Raw genomic sequence first — 13,816 nt, 5'->3', positions numbered from 1 at the left:
CGCAGCCCCATCACCTACGAAGCCGCACTCGAAGCACCACCAACTACCCTGGCATCAGCCGCATAAATCGTGTTCAGGATTCGGGGTCAAGGCCCGACCCCCGAGTCATGATTTCGCGGACAGTCCGACAAGTCGCCTGACTATGATGCTGCTTCTGGCCTACGTGGCGCCAATCCTCCGTACCGTGATGCCGGTTGCTGGATTTGGGGAGGGCGGATGCGTGCTGATGAAGGACTGTTCACCGACCGCGAGGAGCCGCTGGCGGCATTCGACCGCCTCATGTCCGCCACCGCTTCACCGGCCAGGACTCTCGTGTACTGGGGTGTTTCGGGGCAGGGGAAGTCGTCCCTGCTGCGGCACATCCGCGAGAGCCCGACCGGATCGCGCCGCTGCGAACTGATCGACCTCGACCAACTGCTCGCCGTGGACCCGCAGTCCGGGGAGCTGGGGCGGGACCTGGCGACCGTGCTGGTGGACAGCATCGCCCGCGTCCTCGCGAACTGGTCCGCGCACCCCCTTCTCGCACGCCGCCGCTACGCGAGGTTCCGATCACGCGTGCGCGCCGCGTCGGCCGCGACGCCGACCTACGTCAACACGCACGTACAGGCGAGCGACAGCAGCTCCGTCTCCGGAACCTCCGTCCACGTGGACGCCCGGCAGGCCAGGGGGTCCGTCGACCGTGACGTCCTCACCGACGAGCTGTGCCGGCTGGCTCGCGGCCTGCGCCGCCGTCGCTGCGTGCTCATGCTGGACACGAGTGAGCGCCTGCGCCTCCTCACCGACGCCACCGCCGGATCCTCCGAACACGGCGACCGACAGGGGGGTGTCGGCCAGTGGTTCGCCAGTGCGCTGCTCCCCAGGCTCCTGGACGAGGCACGCGGACTGAGGGTGGTACTGGCCGGACGCGAACCGGTGGAGTACCTGCCCGCCCACATCGTCGCGGAACGCGTCGAACTGGTCGAGTGGACGCTGGAGCACACCTCCCAGTACCTCGATTCCTGCGGCCTGGACGCCCAGAGGCTGAGCCGTCCCGTGCACACGGTGTGCCGGGGAGTGCCGGTCTGGACCGCCCTCGTGGCCGAGCTCGCCAGACACGGCCGCGACGCCGACGAGGCCGTCACACCCCAGTGGCTGGCCGAGGCCGCCGCCGGAAGGGCGGCCCACGAATGGCTGCCCAACCAGTTCATGCGGCGCCTGCCGCGGGAGCAGCGCCGCGTGGTGATGGCCGCGGCCACCCTGCGCAGTGTCACCAAAGAGGCAGTGGGCATCCTCCTCGAAGAGACGCAGCTGTCGCCGGAGTGGTACGAAACGCTGTGCGGCTACTCCTTCATGCGCCTGGTCCAAGAGCCCCGGGGCCGTCCGGAGCGGCGCATGCACGATCTCGTGCGGCTGGCCGTCCTCACCTACCTCGACCGCGAAGAACCTTCCAACCGGAGGGCGTTGCACGAGCACGCGGCCGCGTACTTCGCCGCACGGGACAGCTTTCTGGACGAGGCCTACCACCGGTTCGCCACGGGCGACCCCACCTGCGTGGACGCATGGCGGCAGCGCCGGCGCGAGCTGGAGCGCATCGGCGACACGGACGAGGTGGTCCGGCTCGTCGAGATCGTCACCGCCCCGGAGCAGGCACCGCACACCTTCCGCCACTTCCCGGCCATGGCCGCCTCGGCGGCGCTCACGGGCGGCAGCATCGCCCTCGACTAGGATCGCGACGACGACGCCGAATCGCTGCTGCGCCGGGCCTACGACGGCTTTCACGGTTCGGGCAACGAGAAGGGGCAGGCCGAAGCACTGAAACTGCTGGGTCAGGTCGCCGAGAAGGACGGATCCGGCGAGGCGGTGGAGCTGTACGAGCGGGCGCTGCGCATCAACCGGTCGCTGGGGAGGAAGAAGCCCACCGGGCACCTGCTGCGGACCCTGGCCAGGCTCAGGACCGCGTCCGACCCCGATGCGGCGGTGCGCATGTTCGAGGAGGCCCGGGCGCTCCTGCTGGCGGTGGGCGACCACGTCTGTGCCGCGGACGCCCTGCGGCGCAGGGCGGATCTGAGCCACACGATGGACGGGACGTCCGAGTGGGCGGAGGGCCTCTACCGTCAGGCGCTGGAAGAACAGCGCGCCATCGGGGACGACGTCGGCGTGGCCAGGACGATGAAGTCGCTGGCGATCATGCTGGCGGAGTCGCCCGAGCACGGGGGCGAGGCCGAATCCCTCTACCGGGAAGCGGCGGAGCTCTTCAAGCAGGCGGACAACTCCCGCGCCGCGACCGACGCGCTCAACCGCCTGTGCACGCTCCTGCGCAGGAGCGGCCGGAACGAAGACGCGGAGGCGCACTACCGCACCCTCCTGGCGGAATGCCGGACGGCGTCCGACGACTACGGAGAGGCGGTGATCCTGCACAACCTGGCCGGCCTGCTGATCGAAACGGACCGCCTGCGGGAGGCCGAGCTGCTCCTGCGGCGATCGGTCGGCATCAGCAGGTCCCAGGGAGATCCGGCGAACGAGCCGCTCAGCCTCGTCGACTTGGCGAAGCTCGCACGGTTCGACGGGAAAGCCGACGCGGAGGAGCGGCTCCTGACACAGGCCACGGCGCTGGCCGACGCCCATGAGGATCCGGTCCTGCGCTCACGCGTCCTGCACGCCCGAGCCCATCAAGCGGCGCGCAGGCACCTGGGCGACACGGCGGACACCCTGTTCCGCGACGAACTCGACATCATGGAGCACCTCGGCGATCGCGACGGCGAAGCCGCGACACTGAAGTGCCGCGGCCACCTCGCCATGGAGGAACGCCGCTTCGCGGACGCGGAGGCGCATTTCGCGAAGGCCCTGCGCATCCAGGAGGAACTGGGGAACCGCCAGGACCAGGCGACCCTTCTGGTCCTGCTCGGTGATGCCGCGTTGCGCACTCGTGGCGGGGAGGAAGCCGCAGCCCACTACGCGAGGGCCGTGGAGCTGCTCGTGGGCACCGCGGGCGGCCTGCCCGAGGTCCATGCCCTCAGAGACCTGGCGGTCCTCACACTGCGCAGGGACGTGCACGAGGAGTCGAACCAGCAGGAGGCGATCCGGCTCTTCGAAAGGAGTCTCACCATCGCCCTGGAGGTCGGTGACGAGGACTGCGGATACCTGGCATGGATCAGCCTTGCCGCCCTGGGCGCCTGGCACGGTGACACGGAAGAGGAAGCACGCGAGATCCTGGAACGCGTCATGGTGCTCCTCGCGGAGAAGTATTCGCCGTCCAGGGTCCGGATCAAGCGCGCGGTGGCACGGAACATGCTGGGCGTCGGCGCTCAGTACTCGGTGCAGAAGGTCCTGGCACTCGCCTCCTACACGCAGCTCTACAACGGCTGGCAGCGGGGACTGCGCCAGCGCCTGCGCGTCCTGATCGCCGTCCTCCGATCGCCCGGCTAGCCTTGCGGCCGGCCGGCGGGTCCACCCCGGGGGCCGGGCCGGTCAGATCGTCGAGGCGTCGATGACGAAGCGGTAGCGGACGTCGCTGGACAGGACCCGGTCGTAGGCGGCGTTGATCTCGGACGCGGGGATCAGTTCGATCTCCGAGCCCAGGCCGTGCCCGGCGCAGAAGTCCAGCATCTCCTGGGTCTCGGCGATGCCGCCGATCATCGAGCCGGCCAGGGTCTTGCGGCCCTGGATGACCGAGAACAGGTTCAGCTCGACCGGCTCCTCCGGGGCGCCCACGTTCACCAGCGCGCCGTCGACCTTCAGCAGGCCGAGGTACGCGTCGAGGCCGAGCGGGGCCGAGACCGTCGAGACGACCAGGTCGAAGCTGCCTGCCAGCTCCTCGAAGGTGGCCGCGTCGCTCGTGGCGTAGTAGTGCGAGGCGCCCAGCCGCAGGCCGTCCTCCTGCTTGCGCAGCGACTGCGACAGGACGGTCACCTCCGCCCCGAGGGCCGCCGCGATCTTCACGCCCATGTGCCCGAGCCCGCCGAGGCCGACGATCGCGACCTTCTTCCCGGGACCCGCCTGCCAGTGCTTCAGTGGGGAGTACAGCGTGATCCCGGCGCACAGCAGCGGGGCCGCCACGTCGAGGGACAGGCCGTCGGGGATGCGGACGGTGTAGCTCTCGTCGACGACGAGGTGCGTCGAGTAGCCGCCGTACGTGGGCTCGCCCGCCTTGTCCCGGGCGTTGTACGTGCCGGTCATGCCCTCGATGCAGTACTGCTCCTGCCCGCGCAGGCAGTACTCGCACTCCCGGCAGGAATCGACGAAGCAGCCGACGCCGACGTGGTCGCCGACCGCGAACTTCGTGACACCCGGACCGGCTTCGGCGACGACACCGGCGATCTCGTGCCCCGGGACCATCGGGTAGATGCCCTCGCCCCAGCCGTCGCGGACCTGGTGGATGTCGGAGTGGCAGATGCCCGCGTACTTGATCTCGATGAGGACGTCGTGCTCGCCGACGGGACGGCGCGGCACGGTGATGCGCTCCAGCGGGGCCTTCGCGGCGGGGGCGGCGTAGGCGGCGGCCTGGGTGACGGACATGGTGGGGACTCCTCGAACGCTGCTGGCGGTCTGCGTGCACCGAACGATCCCCGGAGCGGCCGCCGGCAGCCACGCCCCTGTCCTGCCTAGGACCGGCGGTCCTACCCCTGGCGGGGTCAGGAACACGGCCCCGGCTCCCCGGCCGCCCGGGGATACTGGCGTCATGGACCAGCTTGATCAGCGTGCCGAACTGGGCGAGTTCCTCCGCTCCCGCCGTGCGCGGCTGCACCCCTCGGACGTCGGCCTGCCGGACCACGGGCGCCACCGGCGCGTACCCGGCCTGCGCCGCGAGGAGTTGGCGCAGCTGGCGGGCGTCTCGGTGGCGTACTACACGCGGCTCGAACAGGGCCACGGGCAGAACGTGTCCGTGGAGGTGCTCGACGCGATCGCCCGCGCGCTGCGCCTGGACGGCACCGAGACGGCCCATCTGACCCACCTGGCCCGCCCCAGGCCCCGCAGACAGCGCGCGAGGCAGTACCGGGCGGAGCACGTGCGCCCGGAGCTGCGGACGCTGATGGACGCGATGGACGGCGTACCGGCGTACCTCCTCGGGCGGCGGCAGGACGTCATCGGGTGGAACCGGCTGGCCGCGGCGGTGTTCGGGGACTTCGGCCTGCTGCCGCCCCAGGAGCGGAACCTGGTGCGGCTGGTGTTCCTGGACCCGGCGGCGGCCGAGCTCTATGCGGAGTGGGACTGCCTGGCCTGCCGGGTCGTGAGCGGTCTGCGCATGTACGCGGGCGAGCACCCGGACGACGAGCAGCTGTCGGCGCTGGTCGGTGAGCTGTCGGTGAAGAACGAGGAATTCCGCCGGCTGTGGGCGGCGCACACGCTCGCGGACAACAAGACGCACGGGGTGAAGACGCTGCGGCACCCCCTGGTCGGCGAACTGTCCCTGTCCTTCGAGACGCTGGCCCTGCCGGGCGACTCGGCCCAGGTCCTGGTCACCTACCACGCGGAGCCTGGCTCCCCCTCGCAGGACGCCCTGCGGATGCTGGCCTCCTGGTCGGCGCCCGCCGCGCCGCCGGCCCCTTTCGCGCCGCCGGCCCCGTCGGCTCCGTCCTCCGACGGGGCCACGGCCTGAGAGCCGCGCCGGTCCCCGGAACGGCCGATGGCGGGGAGCCTCAACCGTTTCCGGGGGGCTCCCCGCCATCAGCGGGGGTCGGTCCAAACCGTTCGGTCGGGACCGGGGGTCAGGAGGCCGTGCCGGCCTTCCAGTCCGCCCAGCTCATGTTCCAGCCGTTGAGGCCGTTCTCCGGCTTGATGGTCTTGTCCGGCGAGTTGACCACCGTGACCACATCACCGATGAGCGAGTTGTCGTAGAACCAGGCCGCGGGCTGGTTCGGGTCGTTCGCGCCCTGGGCGTCGTTCAGACCGACGCAGCCGTGGCTCGTGTTCGCGCTGCCGAAGACCGAGTCCGGTCCCCAGTAGTTGCCGTGGATGAACGTGCCCGACTGGGACAGCCGCATCGCGTGCGGGACGTCCTTGATGTCGTACTCGCCCTTGCCCTCGCTGTTCTTGAAGCCGACGGTGGAACCGTCCATCCGGGTCTCCTTGAACTTCTCGGAGATCACCATCTGGCCGTTGTACGTCGGGTTCTCCGGAGAGCCCGCCGAGATCGGGATGGTCTTGAGGACCGCGCCGTCCCGGGTGACGGTCATCTTCTTCGTCTTCGCGTCGACGGTCGAGACCTGGCTGCGGCCGATCTTGAAGGTGGCGGTCCGGTTCTGCACGCCCTGGACGCCGGGGGCGCCCTGCACCCCTTCGAGCGCCAGCTTCAGCGTGACGGTGGAGCCGGCCTGCCAGTACTGCTCGGGGCGGAAGTCCAGGCGCTGGGCGCTGAACCAGTGCCCGACGACCTCCTGGCCGCTGCTGGAGGTGACGGTGATCGCCGCCTGGACCGCCTTCTGGTCCTTGATCGCCTTGCTGAAGGTGATCGAGACCGGCATGCCCACGCCTACGGTCTGGCCGTCATCCGGTATGAACGAGCCGACGAAGCTGTTCTCCGGGGAGACGGTGGTGAAGGACGCGTTCTCGTGCGCCTCCTTGCCGGCCTCGTCCTTGGCGGTGGCCGCCAGGGCGTACTTCGTGGAGCGCTTCAGCGCGGCGTCCGGCTTCCAGCTCTTGCCGTCGGCGGCTATCTTGCCGGCCACGGCCGCGCCCTCGGAGGTCTTCAGCTCGACCGCCGTGAGGGTGCCGTCGGCGACGGCTACGTTGGCCGCGTCGTTCAGACCGACATTGGTCGCGCCGTCCTTCGGCGTGATCGTGATCTTGGCCTTGGAGGCGTCCTTGGCCGCGGCCGCGTCCACGTCCGACTGGGACTTGCTGCTCGAGTCCCCACCCTTGGCCTTGCCGTCGTCACCACCGCCGCAGGCCGAGAGCACCAGCACGCCACCGAGTACGGCGGAAAGGGCCACCAGGGACCTTCTCCGCCGCTTCTTGTCCGTCCTCACACGCCACTCCATCGTTGCCAGAACCCCCGAGCTTCCCCCGGTCACCGCCGGGTCGTGCGCCGATCAAGGCAGGGAGACACGCCCCCTGCCTCGCACCAGTCAACGCGTTGAAGGCCCGGATCGGTTCCACATCCCGTTTGAATGTGGGCAACCACACGGTCAGGCGTTGTCGGTCGTCTCTTCGTCGTACTCCCCATCTTCCTCGCCCAGGTCCCACTCCATCGACTCGGGGTCGTATTCGACGGGCTCGCTGCTCCAGGAGGCCTGCGCCAGCTCCACTCCGGGGATGTCCGCGACCAGGTCAGTGGGGTCGACGAGGTACGCGAGGGCCTCCGATTCGTCTTCCCGTACCGCCGATTCGGCGTGGCCGCGCTCCTCGTCCGGCATGAACTCGTCGGCTTCGATGTGCGCGAGCGCGGCGCCGGTAAGTGCCTCCACGTCAGGCACCTCCAGCACCAAATCCACACGAAGACGGACGTATCGTGATGTGTCAGAAGGGTTCATACGACGGAGCGTAATCCCGCGGCAGCCCCGACTTTCCCACGACCCGCCCTTGTCCGTAGCATCACCGCACACGGCCAATTCGCTGCGTCCGCAAGGGGGATCGCACCGTGTCCGCACGTCGACCGCTGCTCACCGCTCTCGGGGCGACCAGCCTCCTCGCCGCCCTCTGGTTCGTACCCTCGGCGAACGCCACCGCACCGGGGTCCGCGGGGTCCGGATCCTCCACGTCCTCCGGTTCCGCCGATTCCCCGGATTCCGGTTCTGGTTCCGGTTCCGATTCCGCCGCGCCGGAGTCCGCGAACACCGCGGGTACCGGGTCGGTCACCACACTGGTAACGGGCTCCTCCGGCGCTTCCGGCGACACCGCGCAGAGCGCCGGCCAGGTTCCGCTGGGGCTCGCCGACACCGGCGGCATCGACACCACCCCGTACCTGCTGGGCGGAACGCTCTGCCTGGGCCTCGGGGCCGGGTTCGTCACCTACTCCGTACGCCGCTCGCGCGCGTAGCGCCCCGTACGAGCACACGCCGAAGGGCCGCCCCCGGAGACCTCCCGGGAGCGGCCCTTCACGGCACCTGCGCGAAGCGGCGGCCGTACGGCTAGGCGAGCGGGCCCGTCACCGGCTCCACCGCCGCGACCAGACCGCCGCTGCGGACGAACGCGTCGGCCGCGGCCAGGTCGGGGGCGAGGAAACGATCCGGCCCGGGACCCTCGACACCGGCCGCCCGGGCCGCCGCGATGGCCGCCCGGCTCGCCGGGGCCGGGGTGAGCCCGTGCCGCAGCTCGATGGCGCGGGTGGCCGCGTACATCTCGATCGCGATGATCCGGGTCAGGTTGTCGACGGCGGTACGGAGCTTGCGCGCGGCCGACCAGCCCATCGAGACGTGGTCCTCCTGCATGGCGGAGGACGGGATCGAGTCGGCGGAGGCCGGCACGGCCAGCCGCTTCATCTCGCTGACCAGGGCGGCCTGCGTGTACTGGGCGATCATCAGGCCGGAGTCGACGCCGGCGTCGTCCGCCAGGAACGGCGGCAGGCCGTGCGAGCGGTTCTTGTCGAGCAGCCGGTCGGTGCGGCGCTCCGCGATGGAGCCGAGGTCGGCCGCCGCGATCGCCAGGAAGTCCAGGACGTACGCGACCGGCGCGCCGTGGAAGTTGCCGTTGGACTCCACGCGCCCGTCGGGCAGCACCACCGGGTTGTCGACGGCGGAGGCCAGCTCGCGCGAGGCCACGAGGGCGGCGTGCGCCATGGTGTCGCGGCCCGCGCCGGCGACCTGCGGGGCGCAGCGCACCGAGTAGGCGTCCTGCACGCGCGGGGCGGACTCCTCCTGGAAGTGCCCGGTGAGCCCGGAGCCCTGCAGGACGGCGGCCATGTTCGCGGCGGAGGCGCCCTGGCCCGGGTGCGGGCGGATGGCGTGCAGCTCGGGCGCGAGCACCTTCTCGGTGCCGAGCAGCGCCTCGAGGGTCAGCGCGGCGGTGATGTCGGCGGACTTGTAGAGCTTGTCGAGGTCGGCGAGGGCCATGACCAGCATGCCGAGCATGCCGTCGGTGCCGTTGAGGAGGGCGAGGCCCTCCTTCTCCTTGAGCTCGACGGGCTGGATCCCGGCCTCGGCGAGCAGCTCGCCGGCGGGGCGCACGACCCCGTCCGGACCCTCGGCGTCGCCTTCGCCCATCAGGGCGAGCGCGCAGTGCGAGAGCGGTGCGAGGTCGCCGGAGCAGCCGAGCGAGCCGTACTCGTGGACGACGGGCGTGATGCCCGCGTTGAGTCCGTCGGCCATCGTCTGCGCGACGGACGGCCGGACGCCGGTGTGGCCGGAGGCGACGGTCTTCAGGCGCAGGAACATCAGGGCGCGGACGACCTCCCGCTCGACGCGCGGGCCCATGCCGGCAGCGTGCGAGCGGACGATGTTGCGCTGGAGCTGGGCGCGCAGCTCGGGGCTGATGTGCCGGGAGGCGAGGGCGCCGAAGCCGGTGGACACCCCGTAGACGGGTTCGGGCTTGGCGGCGAGGGCGTCGACGATCTCGCGGGCGCGGGCGAGGGCGTCGAGCGCCTCGCCGGACAGCTCGATCCGCGCGTTGCCGCGGGCGACGGCGATGACGTCCTCGGCGGTGGTCCCGGACGTCCCCACCACGACAGTGTGCATATCCATATTCAGCACCCTACGGACTGAATCGCTTCATGTCACTAGCGAGTTTCACGGGCGCCCCTTACGTCGCCCGCACGGCTCACGCCCGGCCGCGGAAGCGGCGGCGCTCGCCGGCCGCCTCCTGCTGGGCGGCGTCGGCCATGCGGACGACGGCGGTGTCGCGGCCGGCGACGACGGGCTTCGGGGAGCGGGCGGCCTTGGCCTTGTACTGGGCGGCGTCGGCCAGCCGGAACAGTCGGCGGGAGGACTTCACGGGCCCGATCGGGTCCCCGGTGGACGCGACCCCGCAGGCCACGCCCTCCCCCAGCTCCAGCTCGGCGGCGCGCAGGCACAGCTCCTCGGTGACCCGCACCACCTCGTCGGCCGGGGGCCCGACGCTGACCAGGCAGAACTCGTCGCCGCCGAGCCGGGCGACGAGCGCTCCGGGCAGCATGGCCCCGCAGAGGCTGAGCACCGACCCGAACCGCTCCAGCAGCCGGTCGCCCATGGCGTGGCCGAGGGTGTCGTTGACCTTCTTGAGCCCGTTCAGGTCGCAGACGACGAGGCTGACCACGGTGGCGGCGCGCCGGTGCTCCTCCAGGGCCTCGTCGAGCCGCATGTCGACGGCGCGGCGGTTGGCGAGGCCGGTCAGCGGATCGGTGAAGGCGAGGCGGCGGGCCTCTTCCAGCCGCTCGTTCTGCGCGAGGCCGGCCGCCACGACGGCCGCCAGGACGGCCGCGAACTCGGCGTCGTCCTCGTCGAAGTCCGGCAGGCCCGCGTCGCGGGCCACGTACAGCTCGCCCCAGGCGCGGCCGCTGAGCACGATGGGCGCGACGACGCAGGTCCCGCGGCCGCGGCGGCGCAGGGCCTCTCCGCGGCGCCCGGGGCGCCCGCCGCCGGCCGCTTCCACCCAGGCGTGCGGGCCGCCGCCCCCGACCCACCGCTCGTGCAGGAACTCGGTGATCTCCGGAAAGTCGTGGACGGGATAGGACTCGTCCTCCGGGAACTCCTCTTCCCCCATCCGCCGCCCGCCCTCGTTCACGAGTACGCGGAGCCGGCCGCGCTCGCGCTCCCAGGCGGAGATCGCGGCGAACGAGCCGTCCATCGCGAGCCGGGCTCCACGGGCGGCGGCCCGCACGCTGTCCCGCGGTGCGCATGCGGCGGCCATGGCCTGCGCCAGGCCCACGACGGCTCGCAGCCGCCCGTCGACTCCCATCACCCCAGGTTAGGGAGTTTCGTCAGATTTGTCGGGGCCCGGGCTCCCGACACCCTCGACGCGCGATCAGGGCCGGCCCTGATCCGAAAGACACGGCCTAGTGCCCCGGCCAGTTCGGGCGGCGCTTCTCGTTGAACGCCGCCACGCCCTCCGCCCGGTCCCCCGAGAAGGCCACCGTGCGCCAGGCCGCGTCCTCGATCTCCAGCCCCGCCGTCAGGTCCATCCCGTGGCCCAGGCGCAGGGCGCGCTTCGCCGCCCGCAGGCCCACCGGGGAGTTCGCCGCCATACGGGCGGCCAGCGCGAGCGCCTCGGCACGGTCCGTGCCCGCCGGGACCACCGAGTCGACCAGGCCCAGCGACAGCGCCTCCGCCGCCTCCACCCGCCGCGCCGTGAAGATCAGCTCCGCCGCCCGCGCCGCACCCACGCGCCGCGGCAGCAGCTGCGTACCGCCGCCGCCGGGGATCACGCCCACGGAGACCTCCGGCAGGCCGACCACCGCCGTCTCGTCCGCCACGATCACGTCACACGCCAGCGCCAGCTCGAAGCCGCCGCCCAGCGCGAACCCGTGGACCGCCGCGACCGTGGGCATCGGCAGCTCCAGCACGCCCCCGTACGCACCCCGCGTGGTCGGCCGCTGCCGCACCAGCTCCGCGTCCGAGAGCGAGTTGCGCTCCTTGAGGTCGGCCCCGACGCAGAACGCCCGCTCCACCGCCGACGACAGCACGACCACCCGTACCGAGGCGTCCGCCGCGAGCTGCGCGCACGCGTCGCCGATGGCCCGCGCCATCTCCGTCGACACCGCGTTCATCGCCTTCGGCCGGTCCAGGACCAGCTCCGCGACCCCGTCCTCATGACGGCGCACAGCCACGAACTCAGACACAGCGACCACCGCGACCCTCCCGGTTAACGAACGTTACCCGGGGATCTTAGGCTTCCGGCGCGTCAGCGACCAGGGCTCCACGACCCCCAGACCGCGCACCGGCCGCTGCCACATCGGCTGGAGCGCGAAGCGGTACGCACCGCCGCCCTCCTCCGCCTCGGCGTCCTTCTCGGAGACGGGCGCGGCGCCCGTCCGGCCCAGCTCCTCCGCCATCGCCCCGTCGACCAGCACCGCGTCCTTCGGCGCTATCGACGTCAGCCGCGAGGCCAGGTTCACCGTGGTCCCGAAGACGTCGCCCATCCGGGTCGTCACCGTCCCGAACGCCATGCCGACGCGCAGCTCCGGCATCTGGGCGTCCGCCTCCATCGTCTCGATCAGCCGCAGCGCGATCTCCGCCGCCGTGGCCGCGTCGTCGGCGCAGTACAGGACCTCGTCGCCCAGGGTCTTGATCAGCCGGCCGCCGTGCGCGGCCACCAGGTCCGCCGAGGTCGTCTCGAAGGACTCGACGAGCTCGCCGAGCTCCTCCTCCTCCAGCCGCCGCGTCAGGCGGGTGAAGCCGACCAGGTCCGCGAAGCCCACCGCGAGCCGCCGGTCGACCATCTCCTCGTCGTCCGCCACCTGCACCACGCGCCCGGTGGCCGCCGCCAGCTGGCGGCGCCACACGTAGACGAGGAATTCCTCCAGCTCCGGAAGCAGCAGCTCGACCAGCGGGTACGTGACCTCCGTACGGGTCATTCCCGGTTCCGGCGGCTCCGTCAGGCCCTCCAGAAAGGAATCGATCTGCCATTCGGCCAGCCGGGCGGTGGTCTGCCCGGTGGACCGCGCCACCTGCACGGCCATCGGCTCGCTGAGCAGCCCGGCCTCGACCAGGCCGGCGAGCCGCCGCAGCGCCAGTACGTCGGCCTCCGTCAGCGCCTTGGCCTGGCCGATGTCCGCGAAGCCCATGGCCCGCCAGAAGCGGGAGGCGAGCTCCATCGAGACCCCGGCGCTGCGGGCCGCCTGGAACGGGGTGTACCGGCGCTCCGCACCCAGGATCAGCTGTTCCAGCCGGATGGCGAGCGGGTCCGCCGTCGGCTGCGCCGTGTGGTCGACCTCGTGGTGGGGAGTGTGCTGGTCGCGTCCGATCGGGGTGCCCGGACCGGTGGAGCCCGGGCCGGCCGGCCCGGAGCCGCCCGTCCGGGAGGCGGACGCGCCGGACGTAGGGTCGTCGACGGTCAAGGGCCGCCTCCTGTCCATTCCGTGCGCACTGCCCTGCCGAACCGGGTGATCGCCGGGAGGACCGGGATCGCCTAAACCATACGGCAGGTGTGCCGTAGCTCACTCCCCACTCCCCGCAGCCGCGGCCACCGCCGCGGGCCGGCTACCGCACCGACCGCAGGTGGACCACGTCCCCGGCCCCCACGGCCTCGTGCTTGTCCTCGGCCGTACGGATCACGAGCCGCCCGTCCGCGTCGACCGCTTCCGCCGTTCCGGTGAGCGTGCGGCCGCCGGGCAGGTCCGCCCGTACGTGCCGGCCGAGGGTCACGCAGTCCGCCGCGTACGCCTCCTGCAGCCCGCTGGCGGCCGGATCGCCGCCCGCCGCGCGCCAGTCCCCGTACCACTGCTCCAGGGCGCGCAGTACGGCCTTCAGCAGGGGTTCCCGGTCCGTCACGGCGGCCTTGGCCAGGATCAGCGACCCGGCTTCCGGCACCGGCAGCTCGTCCTCGGTGAGGGTGACGTTGAGCCCGATCCCGATCACCACGCCGTCGCCGACCCGCTCGGCGAGGATGCCGCCGGTCTTGCGCTCCTCGCCGTTCACGGTGACGAGCAGGTCGTTGGGCCACTTGAGGGCCGTGTCCACGCCGGCGGCCCGGGACAGCCCGCTCGCGGCGGCCACCCCGGCCAGCAGGGTCAGCCACCCCCACCGCTCCTGCGGCACGGACTCGCCCGGCTTGAGCAGGACGGAGAAGAACAGCCCGGACCGGGATGGTGCGACCCAGCTCCGGTCGAGCCGCCCGCGCCCGGCGGTCTGCTCCTCGGCGACGAGGACGGCCCCCTCGGGCAGCCGCCCGGCCCGGGCGGCGAGATCGGTGTTGGTGGACCCGGTGGCGGCGACCACCTCGACCGAGCTCCACAGCCCCCCGTCGGCGACGAGGGCCCGCTCCAGCGCGG

The 13,816-nt window shown here is 72.0% G+C and carries 12 protein-coding genes; 4 read left to right on the top strand and 8 right to left on the bottom strand.

All coding sequences use genetic code 11. From position 1 onward, the window contains the following. Positions 1 to 216: 216 nt before the first annotated feature. Together ACFXGI_RS24290 and ACFXGI_RS24285 are read left to right on the top strand one after the other, a co-directional pair. Positions 217 to 1,704, top strand: a complete 1,488-nt coding sequence (locus tag ACFXGI_RS24290; RefSeq protein WP_384710252.1) for a hypothetical protein — start codon at positions 217 to 219, stop codon at positions 1,702 to 1,704. A 24-nt stretch (positions 1,705 to 1,728) separates the two neighbouring features. Further along, positions 1,729 to 3,405 (top strand): tetratricopeptide repeat protein, encoded by a 1,677-nt coding sequence (locus tag ACFXGI_RS24285; protein WP_384710283.1) that lies wholly within the window; start codon positions 1,729 to 1,731, stop codon positions 3,403 to 3,405. 42 nt (positions 3,406 to 3,447) lie between these two features. Here ACFXGI_RS24285 and ACFXGI_RS24280 read toward each other — a convergent pair whose 3' ends face one another. Continuing rightward, a complete protein-coding gene (locus ACFXGI_RS24280) occupies positions 3,448 to 4,494 on the bottom strand; it encodes an NAD(P)-dependent alcohol dehydrogenase (RefSeq protein WP_384710249.1) in 1,047 nt (348 codons plus the stop codon). Between the two features lie 163 nt (positions 4,495 to 4,657). On the opposite strand from ACFXGI_RS24280, the gene ACFXGI_RS24275 reads away from it, so the two are divergent. Further along, positions 4,658 to 5,575 carry a helix-turn-helix transcriptional regulator gene (locus tag ACFXGI_RS24275; protein WP_384710246.1) on the top strand — a complete coding sequence of 306 codons (918 nt, stop codon included), beginning with the start codon at positions 4,658 to 4,660 and terminating at the stop codon, positions 5,573 to 5,575. Positions 5,576 to 5,684: 109 nt separating this feature from the next. On the opposite strand, the gene ACFXGI_RS24270 is transcribed toward ACFXGI_RS24275, so the two are convergent. Both ACFXGI_RS24270 and ACFXGI_RS24265 read right to left on the bottom strand, forming a co-directional pair. After that, positions 5,685 to 6,956: an Ig-like domain-containing protein gene (locus ACFXGI_RS24270; protein ID WP_384710244.1), complete on the bottom strand. Its 1,272-nt coding sequence runs from the start codon at positions 6,954 to 6,956 to the stop codon at positions 5,685 to 5,687. Between the two features lie 147 nt (positions 6,957 to 7,103). After that, a complete protein-coding gene (locus ACFXGI_RS24265) occupies positions 7,104 to 7,382 on the bottom strand; it encodes a hypothetical protein (RefSeq protein WP_234435540.1) in 279 nt (92 codons plus the stop codon). A 173-nt stretch (positions 7,383 to 7,555) separates the two neighbouring features. Between ACFXGI_RS24265 and ACFXGI_RS24260 the strand changes: the two genes are divergently transcribed. Beyond that, a complete protein-coding gene (locus ACFXGI_RS24260; RefSeq protein ID WP_384710241.1) occupies positions 7,556 to 7,954 on the top strand; it encodes a hypothetical protein in 399 nt (132 codons plus the stop codon). A gap of 91 nt (positions 7,955 to 8,045) precedes the next feature. Here ACFXGI_RS24260 and hutH read toward each other — a convergent pair whose 3' ends face one another. From hutH to ACFXGI_RS24235, 5 genes are all read right to left on the bottom strand, one after another. Further along, positions 8,046 to 9,587, bottom strand: coding sequence for a histidine ammonia-lyase (gene hutH, locus ACFXGI_RS24255; protein ID WP_384710280.1), 1,542 nt, complete (start codon positions 9,585 to 9,587; stop codon positions 8,046 to 8,048). 82 nt (positions 9,588 to 9,669) lie between these two features. Further along, positions 9,670 to 10,785, bottom strand: coding sequence for a diguanylate cyclase domain-containing protein (locus ACFXGI_RS24250; protein WP_384710238.1), 1,116 nt, complete (start codon positions 10,783 to 10,785; stop codon positions 9,670 to 9,672). 97 nt (positions 10,786 to 10,882) lie between these two features. Beyond that, positions 10,883 to 11,665, bottom strand: a complete 783-nt coding sequence (locus ACFXGI_RS24245) for an enoyl-CoA hydratase/isomerase family protein (RefSeq protein ID WP_384710235.1) — start codon at positions 11,663 to 11,665, stop codon at positions 10,883 to 10,885. Between the two features lie 33 nt (positions 11,666 to 11,698). Beyond that, a complete protein-coding gene (locus ACFXGI_RS24240; protein WP_384710232.1) occupies positions 11,699 to 12,883 on the bottom strand; it encodes an adenylate/guanylate cyclase domain-containing protein in 1,185 nt (394 codons plus the stop codon). A gap of 142 nt (positions 12,884 to 13,025) precedes the next feature. Continuing rightward, on the bottom strand, positions 13,026 to 13,816 hold a 791-nt coding region (locus ACFXGI_RS24235; protein ID WP_384710229.1), incomplete at its 5' end, for a biotin--[acetyl-CoA-carboxylase] ligase.

The sequence above is a fragment of the Streptomyces sp. NPDC059355 genome (genome assembly GCF_042752335.1).
Taxonomy (GTDB): Bacteria; Actinomycetota; Actinomycetes; order Streptomycetales; family Streptomycetaceae; genus Streptomyces.
Note: the sequence above shows the minus strand (reverse complement) of the source record. Positions and strands in the feature narration are given on the sequence as shown.